The 17,324-nt window shown below is 64.6% G+C and carries 8 protein-coding genes and 1 pseudogene; 4 read left to right on the top strand and 5 right to left on the bottom strand.

Features of this window, described 5'->3' with window-relative positions:
- Positions 1 to 181: 181 nt before the first annotated feature.
- Entirely contained in the window at positions 182 to 778 is a 597-nt protein-coding gene (locus tag ACFWU3_RS35410) for an RNA polymerase sigma factor (RefSeq protein ID WP_384445586.1), read from the bottom strand.
- Between the two features lie 473 nt (positions 779 to 1,251).
- Between ACFWU3_RS35410 and ACFWU3_RS35405 the strand changes: the two genes are divergently transcribed.
- Genes ACFWU3_RS35405 through ACFWU3_RS35395 form a run of 3 tightly spaced genes read left to right on the top strand, consistent with a single transcriptional unit; the run spans position 1,252 to position 4,119 of the window.
- Positions 1,252 to 2,436: a nucleoid-associated protein gene (locus tag ACFWU3_RS35405; protein WP_384445584.1), complete on the top strand. Its 1,185-nt coding sequence runs from the start codon at positions 1,252 to 1,254 to the stop codon at positions 2,434 to 2,436.
- Positions 2,437 to 2,470: 34 nt separating this feature from the next.
- A complete protein-coding gene (locus tag ACFWU3_RS35400) occupies positions 2,471 to 3,451 on the top strand; it encodes a hypothetical protein (RefSeq protein WP_384445583.1) in 981 nt (326 codons plus the stop codon).
- A complete protein-coding gene (locus tag ACFWU3_RS35395) occupies positions 3,448 to 4,119 on the top strand; it encodes a hypothetical protein (RefSeq protein WP_384445581.1) in 672 nt (223 codons plus the stop codon). Before ACFWU3_RS35400 ends, ACFWU3_RS35395 begins: the two co-directional genes overlap by 4 nt.
- A gap of 123 nt (positions 4,120 to 4,242) precedes the next feature.
- On the opposite strand, the pseudogene ACFWU3_RS35390 reads toward ACFWU3_RS35395, so the two are convergent.
- The 4 genes and pseudogenes from ACFWU3_RS35390 to ACFWU3_RS35375 form a co-directional block, all read right to left on the bottom strand.
- A pseudogene (locus tag ACFWU3_RS35390) lies at positions 4,243 to 5,258 on the bottom strand (IS630 family transposase).
- Between the two features lie 63 nt (positions 5,259 to 5,321).
- The gene (locus tag ACFWU3_RS35385) at positions 5,322 to 5,789 is read right to left on the bottom strand and encodes an SUKH-4 family immunity protein (RefSeq protein ID WP_384445579.1); all 468 of its coding nucleotides are present in this window, start codon (positions 5,787 to 5,789) and stop codon (positions 5,322 to 5,324) included.
- Between the two features lie 65 nt (positions 5,790 to 5,854).
- Entirely contained in the window at positions 5,855 to 12,421 is a 6,567-nt protein-coding gene (locus ACFWU3_RS35380) for an RHS repeat-associated core domain-containing protein (RefSeq protein ID WP_384445577.1), read from the bottom strand.
- A gap of 126 nt (positions 12,422 to 12,547) precedes the next feature.
- On the bottom strand, positions 12,548 to 16,219 hold the full coding sequence (locus ACFWU3_RS35375; protein ID WP_384445575.1) for a LamG-like jellyroll fold domain-containing protein: 3,672 nt from the start codon (positions 16,217 to 16,219) through the stop codon (positions 12,548 to 12,550).
- 574 nt (positions 16,220 to 16,793) lie between these two features.
- Here ACFWU3_RS35375 and ACFWU3_RS35370 point away from each other — a divergent pair.
- A complete protein-coding gene (locus ACFWU3_RS35370) occupies positions 16,794 to 17,141 on the top strand; it encodes a hypothetical protein (protein WP_384445574.1) in 348 nt (115 codons plus the stop codon).
- Positions 17,142 to 17,324 lie beyond the last annotated feature (183 nt).

Here is a 17,324-nt window from a genome sequence, read left to right as displayed (position 1 = left end):
GGCCCACACCCGCGTTATGTGGTGGCGTGATCTTGTGTGACTTCCTTCCTGTGACGGGGCTTTCGGGCCCCGATGCCGGGACCCGGCTAGGTCCCGTCTCCGAGGTACGGAAGCGGCGGCCCGAGTGATTGGCTTCCGCACCTCAGAGGCAGGCGCTAGACGATGCCTACGGGGCGGCGGCTCACTTGTGGCCGCCGGCCTTCCGGGCGGCTGCTTGGTAGCGGCGCGACACGACGGACTCGCTCAGACCGAGAAGCTCCGCGACATCGACGCCCTTCATTTCCAGCAGGACCCTGCAGGCCCATACGGTGTATTCGGCGTCGTTTGCGATGGCGTTCTGGACTTCGCGGAGCAGCTCGATGAAGCGCACCGTGGCGGCCGTGGGGTCCGACTCGCCGCGTCGTGTCAGCCACGCAGATGAGATGTCGCCGACCTCTCCCAGGGGCATCTCGACCATCTTCTTGCTCTTGCGGATCTGGTCGATCATGAGGTTCGTGGCGATCGTCATCGCGTAGGCGATCGGACGGCCGGTGAAGACGTGACCCCTCGCGACCTGCCGGCACATGCGGTAGAGGGTCTCCTGGGTGAGGTCCTCCGCGGTGGGGACATCCCTGGTCGCCCGCAACAGCATCCGGTAGATTGGGTCGTAGCAGTCCTTGACCAGCGCCGTTGCATGGGGGATCTGCTCCGGGGTCAGTCGCAGTGACTGCGGACTGGCCCCCTTTGGTGGGTCACCTCCGTGCTGGTCGTTGTCTTCCGGCTTGTGGAAAGCGGCCATTGCAACTCCATTTCTTCGGGTCGCTACCTAGGTCCACGCCAGAAGGGCCGGAATCTTGCACGGAGATGCGTCCTCTTTCGGAGGACATCCCGAACAGGAGTTCAAAGAAATTGGTGAACTGCAGAAACGACGTTGCCGCAGCGTGGCGCGCGGAGGGCGAGGGGGCCTGAACCGGTCGACTGCGCGCGGATGATCACCGGACATCCCCGGCAGGGAGGGCCAACCACTCGATCGTGGTGATCAGCAGGGGTCAGTGGCGACAACTGGGCCGGATCGGGATGGAGTTGGACTGACTGCGGCCTGTGACGTCGCATTTCTGTCTAGTACACGCTCCGTCACGAGGAGCGCTACGGTATGTACCGAGCGGCACGGTGGGGGCGTAGTGCACAACTTCCGGGCCTCCCCGTCATCGCACGTGACGTTGAAACCAGCGCCCCACCTTTAGATGCGGGCGGAGAGGCTTGAGGTGAGAAGTGCGGACAGAGTTCGGTGATCTTGTGGTCGAGCAGGCCATCGTCCACGTGGTGCCCAAGCGCATTCGTGGAGAAGAACTCGCCCCAATCGAACTCAGTCAGGCCGTATGCCAGTTCGACGACACGGTGCGGACGCAACTGCAAGCGAGACTTCGCGGTGTTCTCGACCGGCTGGCGCGGGAGGTCGTGGAGGATCCCGAGATCGAAGCCGGCGTCCCGGATGCCGTGCGTGCGTTTCTGAATGACAAGCAGGATCTCGTCACGGTCTCGGGCGAGATCGCGCACCTGCTGCGTGACAATCAGACCGCATCCAGCCCTGCGGGCCTGCTTCTTGTCGCCACCGCTCGGCTCGGTGACCAACCGGCGTTGCTAATGGTCAAACTCGAGCAGGAAACTGGCATGCAGGCCAAATCGATCATTACTGACGGTCTGCGCACCTTCGACATGCAGTTCTTCGCTGACCTGCTGTTCACCGAGCGGTCCAAGGTCTACAAGGTGGCTCTGTTCTCGCAGGACGGGGCCGCAGCGGAGAAACTGGAGGGGTGGGCTGCCGACGCGCAACTGTCGGGCAAGACCGTAGCCAGGTTCTTCCTGGAGAAGTTCCTCGGCTGCCGGCACAAGAACGACCCGCGCGAACTCACCCGCCGTTTCCACGACACGGCCATGGCCTGGGTCAATACCCACATTTCGGATCCCGACGTACGCATGGAGTACGTCATGGCGGTCATGGTGGAGCTGCAGAGCACCACGGCCGCGCTGGACCTCAACACGTTCATCAGCAAGCACCTGCGTAGCGTGCATCGCGACGACTTCGCCCAGTTCCTCGAGGAGAACGACGTCTCCGTCCGCGTCTTCGACAAGGACATCGAACTGGTCGGCAACCGCCTGCAACGGATGAAGGTGGAGTTGTCCAATGGCGCCTTCCTCGTCACGCCGGTGGAAGCCGTCCAGGATGGCAGCATCGAAGTAGAAGACCTCAAAGACGGCCGGATCCAGGTCACCATGCCCGGCACTGTGACCAAGACCAGCACCTTCGCCGGAACGGGGCGTCGCTCCCAGCCGAAGGCAGAGGTGAAGTCCAGCCGGCAGCCCGCTCCAGCAGGTGGCGACGCCTCGGTTCCCGCAGCCCGGTCCGAGGCTGAGCACCGTCAGCAAGACGGCGGCACCCCTGCAGGCCAGGCATGATCATCAGGTTCCACCAGCCCTGGGACGACCGACGATGACGTTGACCATCGCGCAAGCCGTGCAGCGCTTCAAAGAGGAACGGGAACTCCTCGAGCAGTCTGCCAAGGCAACCGCTGATCACATCGCACGCGCCGCCGCCCGCAAGGAACTGGCCTGCACGGTGACCTCGCGTGCCAAGGAAGTCGAGAGCTTCGAGAAGAAGATCGCCCGCAAGGGATACACCGACCCCTGGGAGCAGATCACCGACAAGGTGGGGGTCCGGGTGGTGGTGCAGCATTCGGGGCTCCTGGACCCGCTCCGGGAAGTGATCACAGGCTGCCTTGAGATCATCAAGGTGGAGGACGACCGCAACAACAACGATGTAGCTCGTCTGCGCTACCCCCGCCTGCACATCCAGGCGGTCATGGCCGGCGGGGAGACCGACCCGGACGGCACCCCGTACGAGTGCGAGATCCAATTGCGCACTGAAGCCGTCGACTTGTGGTCGCGGATGTCGCACAAATTCCTCTACAAACCCGGTGTCGCCCCTCCTGCCGATGTCAGCCGCTCGCTGTACCGTCTTATTGCTCTGGTCGAGCTCTACGACCTCGAAGTCGAACGGGGAGCCGAGGCCATGTCGAAACACCCCGAGCTTGTCCGCGGCAGCCACCTACTCGATCTTGCCGAGCAGATTTATCAGACCTTCACCGACCACCCCTTCAGCCGGGAGCTGTCCTACGAGGTCGTCGACGTACTCGCCGACGCCGTCGACGACGAGACCTCCTACGGCGAGCAGCTCGCCGCGTTCACCGAAAACTATCGCGACCGCCTAGAACAGCTCTACGCCGACTACGGACCGCGCGGCTTCCATTCCCGCGAACACGGCCGCTATCTCTTGGCCAGCCAGCCGGAAAGCCTCATCATTTTCGAACGGCTGGCCAAAGCCCGCTTCGCACTGAGTGAAGCCTGGCAAGAGAGCGAACTGTCCGAGGCATGGCTGAACGACCTGGCCGAAGCCTGGGGAACAGCCATATGAGCAGCCCCACTCCGCTTCAGCCACCGACTCTGGCCGCCGCCACCGCCATGTTCATCGAGGTCCTCGTGGTCGGCATCGGCACCCTGACCACGCTGACCCTGCTCCTCATCGCCCTCATCGGTCCCGTGACCACAGCGAAAGTCGTACCCGCGACCGACTCCACGCTGGTGGCCGGATCAGCTCTCGCCGCCGCCTACGCCCTGGGAGTTCTCACCGACCGGGTCGCCGACGCCGCCTTCATGCCCATCGATCGCCGACTGCGCACCGCATCCTTTCCCACAGAAACTGCCTACGCGCGAGCCCGCCTGCAGTTGGCGGAGATCCCCTCCCTCGCCGCCCAGGCCGACTACGCGCGCTCCCGTACCCGGATCTGCCGCGGCTGGGCCCTGAACACCACAGCCTTGGCCCTCACTTCGACCCTGGCGCTCCTGCGCTACTCCTTCGATCGCCGTCCGCTCATCATCAGCGCCATCGTCGCCCTTGGACTGCTCATAGCCTTCGGCTTCTACCGCTCCTGGCACACGCTCACAGCCATCAGCTACAGCAAACTCGCCGAGCAGACAGCACTGCCCAGCCCTACCCTCCCCCACCCGACGCCAGCACCTCTACAGCCAGGCGCCGGAACCACCGGCATCCCGACCTCCGGATCATCAGGCTCAACGCCCTGACGGCCCAGCCCGAACCGCCGCAACAGCAAGATCCCCCGCGAAACGCCGCGGGGGATCTCCGCACGCAGGCCAGCCCAACACGGTCCCTCACGTGCCCGGTTCGGAGCGCCTGAACCAGCCGCGCTAGTGTCCTGCGCCAGAGATCCGTCGGCAGAAGCGGGCCAGGGAGTCGAGGATCTCTTCAGCTGTCTTGGTCCAGATGAACGGCTTGGAGTCTTCGTTCCAGTCTTTGACCCAGGCCCGGATGTCGGCTTCCAGCGCCTGGATGTTCTTGTGTGCGCCGCGGCGGATCATCTGGTGGGCCAGGTAGCCGAACCACCGTTCGACCTGGTTGATCCACGAGGAGCCGGTCGGAGTGAAGTGCAGCTCGAACCGCGGGTGTTTGGCCAGCCAAGCCTTGATCGCCGGAGTCTTGTGGGTGCCGTAGTTATCCACGATCAGGTGGACCTGCAGGTGTGCGGGCACCTCCTTGTCGATCCGGATCAGGAACTTCTTGAGCTCCACGGCCCGGTGCCGGCGGTGCAGGGCCGTGATGACCTGTCCGGTGGTCACATCGAAGGCGGCGACTTCTCGTCCACCGACAGCACCACCGCACCCTCGGGCGGGTTGAAATACAGGCCCACGACGTCGTAGACCTTCTCCACGAACAACGGGTCCGTCGACAACTTGAAGGTATCCGCCCGATGCGGCTTGAGCTGAAACTGCCGCCAGATCCGGCCAACGGTCGACTTCGACAAACCACTGTGCTCGGCCATCGATGTCCTCGACCAGTGGGTGGCGTTCTTCGGCAGCTGTTCCAGCGTGGTGACCACCACCGCTTCCACCTGATCGACGCTGATGACGGGCGGCCGGCCCGGCCGCGGCTCATCGGCCAGCCCGTCCAGCCGCTCGGCGAGGAACCGCCGCCGCCACTTGCGGACCGTGTCCGCGGTCACTCGCAACTGTCGGGCGACCGCGGCGATCGGCGGTACCTCGGACCCCGCACACGCCAGCACAATCCGCGCCCGCAGGGCCAGAGCCTGGGCCGATGTCGCCCGACGCGTCCACCGCTCCAACACCGCCCGCTCGTCATCAGACAAGAGCAACGGCTCCAGGTTCGGGCCCCGACGAGGAACTGACGCACCAGCAGCAGAAGTCACACACCAACTAACGAGCAACTACTGGCGCAGGACACTAGGAATGGCCGGGCAGCTCGGTAGCGATCATTCTTCCGCAAAGTCTCCCGACGCAATGCTCCACCTAATCTCGTACCAAAAACTCCCCTCATCGTACGCCTCTTGGTCGACCTGGCGAACTACGCTCTCAAGTCCAAGCGCAGCGCTTTCCCACTCGTCATCTTCGGAATCTGAAGAATAAAAGGGGAAACGCTCTACCAGACTTGACAGACACGCGATGAAGTGACTCAGGGAAGTATTAACCAGACTCACCGAATCCATGGACTTCCCGGCCTCCAGAACACGACCCGTTGTCGGATCCAAGAGAATACTGCCAAAGAGACCAGTGGAACCGAACTTGAGGTACACCCTGTCGCCAATCACCACTTGCAACAACCGCTCGGAAGATCGGTAGACTTGCCCTACCGAACCTGCCGGAACCTCGAGTTCGCTACCTTGGTCCGAGTCGACGAGGCGAGTCATCGCGAAGGGCGGGCCTTCGTTGGCGGACTGCATATTACTTCCTTTGAAGTCATTTGAAAGGTGTGGAGCCTTTCGCGGAACCACCGCCCACCCTGACTCTACGGGGAGGTGAAGAGTTGGCGCATTGCGGCCGCGAAATCCTTGTTGGTCTGCGCACGGATCGCGTCGGTTGCTGCTCGATCCGATCCGTTCCATTTCCAGCTCCAAGAAACTTTCAGATCCTTGGTTAGACCCTTGCACTTATTCTGACAAGGTTCGCGCTCACTGTAGAGTTCCGTGATCTTTCGCTTGCCAGCTTGTGCAATAAGATCTTCCTCCGCGTGTACTGATGCGCTGGACCGGCCAATGATTATGTCACCATTATCGAGTCGCGCCGCGCCGTAGTTGCCACTCTTCCTCTTGTCGATCAGGCGCTGGAGACGGACTGATTGACTCAGTCCAGTACTTCCATAGGGTACCTGCGCGCTGCTGCCACTTCCGCTTGAAGCAGCGTTTGCCTCTGCTTCGCGGAAGGCTTGATTCAGACCGTTGTTGAACCGCTGGATCCCGTCAGCCGCTACGTACCCTCCGCCGACTGCCACACCAAGGCCCATGACGACGGCTGGAGCACCTGCCAGACAGCCGACTCCAGTTAGGCAGATCGCACCTCCACCAAGAACTTCTCCGGTGCCGGCGGCCATCAAGGCGAAGCCCGCCCCTGTTTCAGCAGCACCCCACCACACTTCGGGCGTTTGAAAGGCGGCACTGCCGTAGTTGATGACGGTGTCGGCCGGCCCCTCGAGCCAATCGGGAACGTGCCTGCGCCACCCACTTTCGCCCCCGCCGCCGTCCCCACCGCCGCTGGCAACGGAAGAGGTCCCACTGCTGCCGTCACAGCCGTTGCATCCATGCGATGGATCGTTTAGGGGCTTGCTCGGATCCTTGGACGGCTTATTGTTGCCGTAGTTGAGTCCGCCGCCACACTCATCCGGGGTCCTGCAGGCGGCAAGTCCTGTGGGATCACTGCTCGTTACTGGCGCGTTGTTCGCGTAACTGTAGCCGTTGAGCGACTGAGGCTGGTCGAGCGATAGAACAGGATCAACGCTGATGAACCGGCCGATATTCGGATCATACTCGCGAGCACCGACGTGGGTCAGGCCAGTTACGTTGTCTGCCGGTTTGCCCAAGAACCTCTTGTCATCGGGCCAGACTGCAGCCTCGATGCCTCGGTTAGCGCCGAAGGGAGTGGTGTAGCGCTTGACGGACGCGAGGGTTACGGCATCGATGGCAAGGCTAGAGGTGCCGTGGTGGTCGCCGGCGAGGAAGTTGAGTTTCGTTCCGGTGGTTCCGGCCGTGGCTGTTCGTACGGCGATGGTTTTGCCTGCGCCGGTGTAGTAGCGGGTGCCAGCGAGGGTCTTCGTTGTGCCCACGGTTGTGAGGCGGACTTCAGTGGCGCCCAGGTAGAGGACCGTTTCGCCGTTGGCGGTGGTGGGGCGTTTGATGAGCAGTTCGCCGCTCGCGTCGTACAGATAGCGAATGCCGATCGCGGGCTTGGTACCGGCGGCTGGTTCGGATGTGCCGACCAGTTTGCCTTCGGTGTTCCAGGTCAGTGTCTGCTGGGCCTGTGTCCCGGGGCGGCTCGTGGTGTTGCCGGTGGTGTCGTACGCGTAGCTATTGGTCTTCGTCCCCGTGACGGCCTTGGTGAGCGGGTGGGGCTGATTCGTCGGGGTGCCGTAGGTGTAGTCGGTGGTGGTGCTGCCCGAGGTTTTGTGCTGGGTCTCGGTCTTGCGCTGGCCGGCGCTGTTGAAGGTGTAGCTGGTCCAGTAGGGGGCGGCGCCGTCGAGGTTGGCTGTGGTGCGCCCTGATGCTGCGCAGTCGGCGGTCTTGGGGGTCCATGCTTCGGTCATCCGGCGGTGGCCGTCGTAGGTGAAGCACTGGTAGTCGGCCTTCGTGGTGCCGCCCTGAGTGGTGGCGTCAAAAATTGAGGTGACGTTGCCGGCCTTGTCCTGGGTGAACTTGAGTTCCTGCGGCATGTAGCCGTGGACGGTGTCGCTGACGTAGGACCGGCTGAGTCGCCGCGTGCCGGCCTCGTAGTCGAAATAGAGGTGCGACTTTTGGCCGGCACCGCTCATGCCCAGGGTCAGGTGTCTCGGGTCGCCGAGTTCGGAGTACTCGACAGCCTGGAGGTACTGGCTGGTGCCCTGCAGGGTGAGCTGTTGTCCGAGGGCGTTGTAGGTGTTGGAGGTGAACTCCGAGGGCAGTCCGCCGACGGCCGGGTTGCCGGTCCCGTCCACTGTGCCGTCGATGTTGTAGTCCGTCGAGAACGACAGCGTCTGAGGGACACCGGCAGCAACGAGCGGGTCGCCGGTGGGCAGGACCAGCTTGCTGCTCGTGACCCGGTAGAGCGCGTCGTAGCCGGTGACCTGCTGGGTATAGGCCTTGCTGCCGGTTTGGCCGACGCCGTTTTCGTAGCGGACGGCGGTGTCCTGCTGTCCCTTAAGGAGGGTGTCGTAGGTCCAGGCGGCGAGCTTGGCGGCGTCCGTCTGTGTGCCATCCCACAGGCCGGTCTTGCGGCCCAGGATGTCGTATTCGGATACAAGCTTCTTGCCCGGGCGGGAATCGGTGGTGCTGACGACCTGGTCGAGATTGTTGTACTGCGTAGTGGAGGTGCCCTTGTCCGGGTCAGTCGTGCTCACCTTGCGGCCGAACAGGTCGTAGCTGTAACTCCACTTGGCCGTGTCCGGGCCTTCGACTGTGGATTGCTGGCCCGCCGGGGTGTAGGTGAATTTGGTGGTGGTGTAGTCGTTGCCCGTCGGCTGGGTGCCACCGTATTCACGCCGCTCGGTCGTCTGTCCCAGGGCATTGGTGACAACGGCTGTCGCCTGTCCTCCATCCGGTGCCGCCGTGGTGACGGTGTCGCCGGTGTAGGTGGTGTCGATCGCCCACAGGGGGACGTTCTGGGTCTTGGTCTCTGCCTTGATGGCGCGCCCTGCACCGTCGTACGTGGTGTCAACCTGCATCGGGGCCTCGCCGCCCCCGATGGCTGCGAGTACTCCGTTCGGGGCGCTTTCCTTGTCCCAGATGTCAGCGAGGGCGGTGACCGCGAGTCCGCGGTGGTCGTAGAGGACATCGGAGATCACTCGGCCACCGAGCGGCGAGGGTGACTGGGTCTGACGGGGGCGCAGCTGGGAGTCGTAGATCTCGTAACTTGTGTTGTATGCGGTTGCGTTGACGTTGAGGGTGCTCGTGGAAACCCAGGGTTCGTGGGAGGCGGTGATGTTGTAGGCGTAGACGTAGTTGGGGGTTCTGCCGGAGCGATTGGGGAGCCAGACTTTCGTGAGGCGGCCGAGGCTGTCGTACTCGCTCTGGGTGACCTTGTTGTTGGGGTCGGTCACCTTGAGGGTGGCGCCGGTGGCGAAGTCCACCTGGGTGGTGGTGCGGTGGGCCTTCGCGTTCTCCACCGTAGTGCCGGTAACGGGTCCGGTGCCTGCGGGTGTGTAGGTCGTTTGGGCCGTCAGGGTGTCGTTGGTGTCCTTGACTGTGAGCGGACGGCCGAAGGCGTCGTACGTCGTGGTGGACGCTTTTTGCCAGGTGGGCTGGTCATCCGAACCGTAGGCGGTTGCGCGGCCGGTCCAGCGGACCTCGCCCTTGGTCGGCTTCTGGGTCGCGGTCCACTCCGTGGCAGCGTCGTAGGTCGTTGCGCCGTCGGCGACAACGTCACCCCCGGATGCGGAGCCGGCGGGGAGGTTCAGATCAGCGTCGCTGACACTGCAGGGTTTGGCTGTGGTCCGGTTGCGGGAGACGAGGCTGTTGATGCCGGGGTTGCCAGCGCCGGTGTCGTTGCGCGCGTACCAGGTGCGGGTGCACCTTTCGTCGCCGGTGACGGCGTCGTCGCCTTTGTCTTCGACAGTTGCGGCCATGCCGTAGCTGTCGTAGGTGGTGACGGTGGAGCGGATCCGATCGACGGGTGCGCCGCTGGTGGTGACGTTCGTACGGGCATGGCTGGCGCCGGTGCGGACGTAGTAAGCCTCGCTGTCGGCGTAGGACTTGTGCTGGGTTGCGGTCTTCTTGGACCAGGGGTCGTTGACCGTGCCGCCGACTTCTTGGGCGCCGTTGTAGGTGACGCTTTCGCGGGTGAAGCCTGCGTACTGGTCGGAGTCGTTGATCGTAGGTGCCTTGATGCCTGCCACGGTGGCGGTTTTGCGGGCGTCCTGGTCCAGTTTGCCGTCGGCGTCCAGCACACGGTCGCCGTGCATGCCCTGCATGTAGACGGTGACGGTCTTGGACTGGGTCTTGGTGGGCAGCCCGGTGAGGTGCGTGACCTTTTCGAAGCCGCGCCAGATCGACCAGGTGCGTTCCTTCTCCTTGACCAGCGGGTCCTCGTTGTAGTGCCAGGCTGCACCCGCGTAGGTGTAGGTGTGAAGAACCGCTTCCGAACCACCGTGGGGGTCCGTAGTGGATACGGTCCAGACGGGGTACTTGTGGAACCAGTCGAGGATCGGTTCCTTCCCTCCGTTGGGGGACCAGTAGACCGGGTAGCAGCGGCGGGTGTTGGTGTCGACCTTGGGTTTGGCCTGGCTGGCCAGGCAGTCTTCTGCCATGTAGGTCACAACGGTTTCGGCACCGGTTTCCGAGGTGACCTTGCGGAGCCGGGGCTTTTCGAGGGAGATGATGTCGTCGTTGGCGCCGTCGACACGGTTCGGCCGGAACTCGTGGAGGAACTTCACCGGGTCGAGGGTGAGATCGGTGCCGCGCTTGCCGGTGTGCTCGATCTCGGAGAGCCACAGGGCCTGGTCGTGGGAGTCGCCTGTGTCGCCCGGGTCGAGGTAGGCCTGCTTGAGTCCCCACGAGTCGACGGACTCGTAGGTCGGGGTGGCTGCGGCGGCGTTCCATGCCTGGGTGGAGATGCCGGTCATGCGCTTGCGGGTGTAAAAGGTTGGGCCGACATTGCCGGTGCACTTCTGGTTCGCCTTGCACTCGGCGTCGAAGGGGACGTCGGGCCAGTTGTTGCGGGTGGCGTCGGTGAGGGATCCGCAGTCGCCGATGATGCAGCGCTCGGCGTGGGCGAAGACGACTTTGTTCGATGCGGCGGGGGTGGCCGAGAAGAGGGCGCCGGCGCGCTGGCCGTAGCGGATCTCGTTCAGGTAGCCGCCGCGGGTGTAGGCGGTTCCGTTGTCGTCGTCGCGGAGCATGTCGTAGTGGTTGGTTTCGGCCGTGTACCAGTACGACATGGCGTTGCTGTGGGTGTCCTCGACGTAGTCGAGATTCCAGCGCCAGGCCTGCTGCTTGTGTCGGCCGGAGAACGTGGTGCCGTCGGCGTAGCCGGGCTCGCCCGCGTCGTCGCCGAAGACCGGAACCGTCCAGACCGAGTTGGTGCGGTCTGCTGCGCCAGCGCCGGCGAGCTTGTTGAGGCCGAAGACGTACTTCGTTCCGTCGCCGGTGATGACGGTCCAATGTTCGCCGTTGTCGTCGCCGTTGTCGGCGCCGGTGTCAACCGTCACGGTGGAGGCGTCGTCGTTCTCCAGCCGCCAGGTGCCGGTGGTGTCGTCCTTGACGAGTTCGGTGGCCTTGCCGTTCAGGACGAGCGAGGCATTGTCGTACTTCCAGCACAGGTCGAACTTGTCGGTCTGACCGTCGTCGTCGCACGAGCCGTACTTGCGCTCGACGTAGGAGGAGGTGAGGTCGAAGCCCTCACCGATCACTGTGCCTTGGTTGTTCGTTGAGGCGGTACGCCCGTCCACGCTGCCCGAGTCATAGGAAATGGACAGGTTGGGCCGGGGGCCGGCCGCGGACGGTGGGACGCGCAGAGGGTAGGACCAGGTGAAGGTGCCTGAGGAGCCGCCCGCTTCCCACGTGGAGGACGAGGCCAATGGGGTGGCCTTGTAGTCTCCGCTGCCGGACTTGGTACCGGCTGCAAGTGCGAGGACCATCGTCTCGCCAGCGGTCCGGGTGGTTGTGGTTCTCGCCGCGGGGATCGACGTGGTGTTGAAGGTCAGTTCGCTGGTGAGGTTCTGCGTCTTGCGGTGGTTGGTGAACGTGATGGGTGTGCGGGTGCGGCACTTCGCGGCTGCAGGGTTCTTGACCGCGCACCCGGGCAGACGCAGGACCTGCAGGCGGCCGGCCCAGTCACCGCCGTAGGCCGAAGCGAAGGCAGCGTAATTGATGCCGAGGGCGGCTTGTCCGCCGGTGGCGGGGCCGCTCACGGTCAGCACGACGCCTTTGACACCCAGGGCGGCTGCCGTGTTCTGATCCAGGACGTTGACGGTGACCGAGCCGACGGCCTGGGGCTTCTTGCCGTTGCCCGGCTTGGGTGGGGCAAGGGTTATAGGGAGGGATCCCGGCGCGGCCTTGGCTGTCCCGGTGGCGAGGGCGGTCAGCGTCGCTGACCCGGACGTGGGCCAGATGACCGGTTTGTTCTGATCCGTCTTGGCGCGGGCGGTGTCTGCACGCCAGTCGGCTTCGGCCTTGGCGGTGATGGCCGCGGCCTTCTTGTTCACCTTGGCGGTGAAAGGGGACACGTCAGCCGACGTGGGTGCCTTGAGCTTCAGTGCGCCCAGCGGGACCACTTCATCGGCGAACACCACTGGGGCGAAGAGGCCCGGGATCAGGGCAAGCGCAGCAATGGTGCCCAGGGAGCGCACAGGCCATCTGCGCCGCTTGCCGGCCACCGGTCGGATGCGGTTCATGATTTTCCGCTTTCACTGAGGCCGCACTGCTGCGGCATGCACTGACGCGCCCACCCCCGTGGGCCGCCGGATTGGCTAAGAGGCCCGGGTGGTGACACGCGGCGTGTCACCACCCGGTAGAGCGCACTAGTTGGCCGCGAGGGTGCCCAGGACCATGGGTTCGATCTGATTTCGTGCCATCGCGCCGGCCCAGACACGCATCGAGGTGAGCACGCCGGGCAGGTAGTGGCCCTTGACTCCGCCTGATGTTCCTCGGCCTGCCGCGATTTCACCGCTGCCCTGCTGGACTGCGGTGAACGGAACGAACATCTGGTGGGTGGAGCTGAGATACAGATGGGCTTGGCCGAAACCCGCTCCGGTGTCCTCGGTGGCGTTGAACACCCCGGTCACCTGCACCTGGCTGTCGAGCGCGGCGCTCTCCTCGGATTCCGCGGAGGCAGTGATGGTCACCTGCCCCGTCGGGCCGATCGCCGTACGGCTGAACTGCCACAGGTAGAGGTCGCTATTTCTCTTCTCCACCCACAGGGCCCATGAGGACTCCTTGTCGTTCGGGGTGGCCTGGCCGGACACGTAGGCCTTCGCCCCGACCGGCATCGCCTGGAACTTGTGCTGGTTCAGGGAGACGTTGACCGACACGGTGAACGAGCCGCTCTCGTCAACGATCGGGCCGGCGGCAGAGACGTAGCCCGCCACTCCGTCGAATCGAACCCCGCCGAGCGCGGGGTCTGCTACGGCGCCGGTCGGCGAGATGTTCAGGTCCGGGGCGTAGGGCCCGATGTCGGGAATGCTTCCTCCGGCTGCCGCAGCGGCGTCCCAGTTGGCGACCAGCTCCACCGCCGGCTGCCCATCGGCGTCCTGGAGCTGGTTCTCCAGGCGCACCTCGTCGCCGCTCAGCGCCCGCTGCCACACCGCGATCTCGTCGAGGCCGCCCGTGAAGTACTCGCCGGCCTTGGACGCGCCTACGATCATTCCAGCCGATGAGGTCCACGGAGTGTAGGCCCCGTTGTTCTTCAGCAGCTCGACTGCGTCACCCTGCGGGCGGCCGTTGACGAAGAGCTGGATGGTGTCGTTGCTCTTGTCCGTATCGTTCTTGGCGTCGAAGACGCCCGTCAGGTGTGTCCAGACATTCAGTGGCGGATTAGGCGCGTCGGCCAAGGAACTGACGTAGGCCGGTGTCGCCACATCCGCAACGGCGCGGTTGAACACCCACTTTTTCGCAGAGCCAGAATAGAAGAGATTGAACGCGGCCGACGTGGCGGTTCCTGGCGCAGACGCGACCACGCTGGTCTTGCCCCCATCGGTCAGGCGGACCCAGGCGGACACGGCGAACGAGTCCTTCGTGTTGATCGGCGGCGTCGCAGTGGTGCCGTGGCCGATCCGTTTGGCTGGGTCGGACACCTGCTCGTTCAACCGCAGCGAGTCATCGTTCTCCCCGCCGCGGCCGTGATTGAACCACGTGGCTGCCGTGTCCGAGAGGGTGATCTTGTGTCCGCCGTTGGCGGCACCCGTGCCGCTGTCAGCCGCTTCCTTGCCAGTCCCTTCAGCGAAGTGCCATCGGCTCACCGCATCCGTTCCCTGCTCCACCTTGAAGTGAAACTCGCCTGGAGGGCCGGGCAAATTGGCACGGTCGACGGCTTGCACGAGCAGGGCTTGCGCGCCGGAGGTCGTCGGGACTGAGTTGATGGTGACGGACCCGTCAACTCCGAGTCTGGTCTCGCGGTGCGTTTGCGCTGCCGATTCGGTCAGCAGCCGCCACTCGTAGGCGATGATGTCCGTGTCCGCAGGGTTGGGCTTGATCGTGAAGGAGCCCGCTTGCCCGGGCCCGCCTGCGCCGACGCACGCGTCAGCTGTGCATTCGGTGTAGGGGCCGTTCGACGTGATCTGCGGTTGCTTGGCGCGAGTGGTGTCGATCTTGTAGTAGCACCAGACGGTGGGTGTCGAGCTGATCCCGTTCAGCTTTCCTTCGTATGTCCAGAACGACTTCGTCCAGAACTTCACCCGGTACACCGAGCCGTCCGCTCCAGCGTTCATCTGTCGCTTGGAGAGGTAGTTGTCGACCTGGTAGCCGGTCGGCGGATCCTCCGCTGTCCAGGCAGTCGCCCAGGTGCCATTGGTCTGCTTCTTCTCCGCGTGGTGGTACACCCGCAGAGAGCCGTGCTCGTCCGAGGCAGCCGGGGCCACCTGGGTCTGCGCCCTCGCCTGCAGCATCGGGGTGGGCACCGTGGCAATCTCTGCGCTTGCCTCTGTCGTGCCACACCCCTGTACCTTGCCGCTGATGCCCCGGATGACGCCCATGTCGGTGGGAACGCCGGGCTTCATGGCGTAGACGACCTTGAGCTCCGCGTTCTGGTTGAACCGCTTCCAGGCGTCCGGGTTGTTCTCATCCTTGGCCCGCAGCATAAGGGTCAGGCGGGAGAAGTTGCCGTCCGCGAAGGACCGGACCGTCTTGGTCAGGTTCTCGTCCGCCTCGCTCGCCGTGTCATTGAAATCGATCCACGAGTCGGGCTGGTCCGGTGTGCAGAGGTCTCCGCGGCCGGCTGAGACCTGGCGGTCGACCAGGAGGTCCAGCTGTGAGGGCCCGGGCCACCGGGTGGCGCTGGAGATGTTGTTGGTGCGGTAGAGGTCCAGCCACTGGGCCGAGCAGGAGAACGACCAGGTTTCATAGGCGCGGAAGGTCGCGTCGATGACGTACTTGCCGGCCAGCTTGGTCGGCGCGAACTCGAAGTACATGCGGTTGGTGTAGTCGGTACCGCAGTACCAGGGACCGAGGTGATTGCAGTTGCCGACCCCCAGGTCACCGGTGAAGTTCCAGAACGTGTCTCCGTCCGAGGACAACACTGTCCGCTCAGAGACACCGAGTCCCATCGACGGGTCGATGTAGACGGGGTAGACCGTGTCCTCGCCGCGGAGCACGTTCGTGTCGGGCGTCACGGCAACTGCACTGTCACTGACCTGAACGGGCATGACAGCGGTGGCATCGCCCTTGTCCGGGGCCACCGCCTCCGGCGCATCGCCCTCGGCGGGGTCATCGGCGCTCGCTACCGTGCTGCGGACCACCTGCGGCTGGACGCCGGCGCTACCGGCCGAGTCCCACATCAGACCGGCCGGACCGTTGAAGACCGTGTTGCCGTTCCCATCAACAGCGCTCAACCCGCCCCCCGCACTAGGAGTGATCGTCAGGCCGTCACTGGCGGTGGTGAGCTCCACCTTGTTGAGTTCGGGGTTCCCCGCAGCCTCGGCGGTCTTCACGACCAGCACCTCGCGGTACCCCTCGGCCGTCGCCGTCAGCTGCAGGTCGACGCCCGCCAAGACTTCCGGATACGTAGCCGTCGCGCCCTTGAGAGTGGGTGCGGGCAGCTGATCCGGCCAGCCAAGGGTCACCGAGCCCTGAGGCGCCGCCATATGGATCATGTTCTTGCCGCTGCCGCCGCCGGAGAACGACAGGTCGACCACAGCCGCCTTCGGCCCGACCGAACCGTCCGACCGGCGTTCCAGCGTCACATCCACATCGCGCCACGAGTCGTCAGCGGCCTTGACTCGCTGCGGCGTCGTCGACTGCGTCAGCGTGAACGTGCCATCAGGGTTGGCCTCCGTGGTGGTGTACGCCGAGCGTTCGGAGACCACTTCCACCGGCTCACCCGACTCGGCGGCCAGAGCAGACGCGGACTTGCTGCCCCCCGCGGCAGCTCGTGCCGGTTGTTCCGGCGCGGCCGCGACTGCCTGCGCAGGCGACACGCCTGCCAGCAGTGCGCACGCCACCGCAATGATCGCCGAGCGTCTGACCCTCAGAGCACGCACAGACACACTCCTCCCCACCCCGAGGGCCTCCCCAGACCCATCACGAAAGCGCCGAACCTGTGAAGATCAGATCAGCCTCGGCAGCGTAAGCCCATCTGCGTGTCCCCGACAATCAAAAACGGCCGCCAGTTTGCGCTCTCTGACGTCGGCACATTGGGATCCGACTCTGCGCCTCCGTCCGGCTGTTGGCCTTGCATGGAAAGGCGGAGCCCGCCGTCTCTCCCCTGCTGGGCTGGGTGTGCTGGGCAGTGGGCGGCGAAATCCGGTCAATGATGCCCAGTCATGGTGAGGCACGGTGGAACACAGACGGACACCCACGGACAGCGACGGACGGCTGTGAACGCCGACCGCCCTGGCCTGACCTGGCCGGGTCGTTGCCGCCGTTCGTTTGTCCACGGTCCTGATGCGCAAGACTGCCCATATGCCGAGCTTTCAGCACAGGAAGGCCGTAGGCGACGCCCATGAGCTGCGTGTCGCCGGAGAATTCTCCCGTCGCGGGTGGGACGTTAACCCGTGGGGCCAGGGCGTGTTGACCGATGCCGTTCAACGCGCGCTCCCGGGAACCGACAGCGCCTTGCGCTGGACACCCGACCTGGTCGTCGCCAAGAGCAACAAGGTCGCGCTGATCGACTGCAAGAGCCGGATGACCAGCCGTACCACGCCTAGTCATGCGGTGGAGCGTGCCGCCGTAACGGCCCACCTCCAGCTGGTGGCGTGGACCCAAATCCCGGTCTATTACGTCTTCGACAACCTTGACGTCCTCACCCCCTACGACGTCCTGGTCGCCGGTCACAACGGCCCCTACTCGCACGCGGGTTCAGGCTCCCCCTACTACCTCATCGCCACCGCGCGTTCGCTCACTCTCGACAAGGTCTTCGGCTCCCCGCCCATGACGTCGGAGCGAGCAGTCACCGCGGCCTGAATGCCCGCCGTACCGTAAGGCCCCCTGAAGTCGGAACAGACCGTTCAGCGCTTGTTTCTACCAGCCCGGATGCTGTGGCGTGACGGCTTAGGCGCTGTTTCTCGGATCATGTGCGGAGCCAGATGATGAGTGCTGCGAGGGTGACGGTACCGAGGTAGACGTAGGCCCGTTTCTCGTAGCGGG

The organism is Streptomyces sp. NPDC058685 (assembly GCF_042714725.1).
GTDB lineage: Bacteria > Actinomycetota > Actinomycetes > Streptomycetales > Streptomycetaceae > Streptomyces.
This window is presented reverse-complemented; position numbering and strand designations above follow the sequence as displayed.

Excerpts from the sequence above, each read along its gene's own strand:
- ACFWU3_RS35410 (WP_384445586.1), bottom strand. The coding sequence starts at position 778 with ATGGCCGCTTTCCACAAGCCGGAAGACAACGACCAGCACGGAGGTGAC.
- ACFWU3_RS35400 (WP_384445583.1), top strand. The coding sequence starts at position 2,471 with ATGACGTTGACCATCGCGCAAGCCGTGCAGCGCTTCAAAGAGGAACGG.
- ACFWU3_RS35395 (WP_384445581.1), top strand. The coding sequence starts at position 3,448 with ATGAGCAGCCCCACTCCGCTTCAGCCACCGACTCTGGCCGCCGCCACC.
- ACFWU3_RS35385 (WP_384445579.1), bottom strand. The coding sequence starts at position 5,789 with ATGCAGTCCGCCAACGAAGGCCCGCCCTTCGCGATGACTCGCCTCGTC.
- ACFWU3_RS35380 (WP_384445577.1), bottom strand. The coding sequence starts at position 12,421 with ATGAACCGCATCCGACCGGTGGCCGGCAAGCGGCGCAGATGGCCTGTG.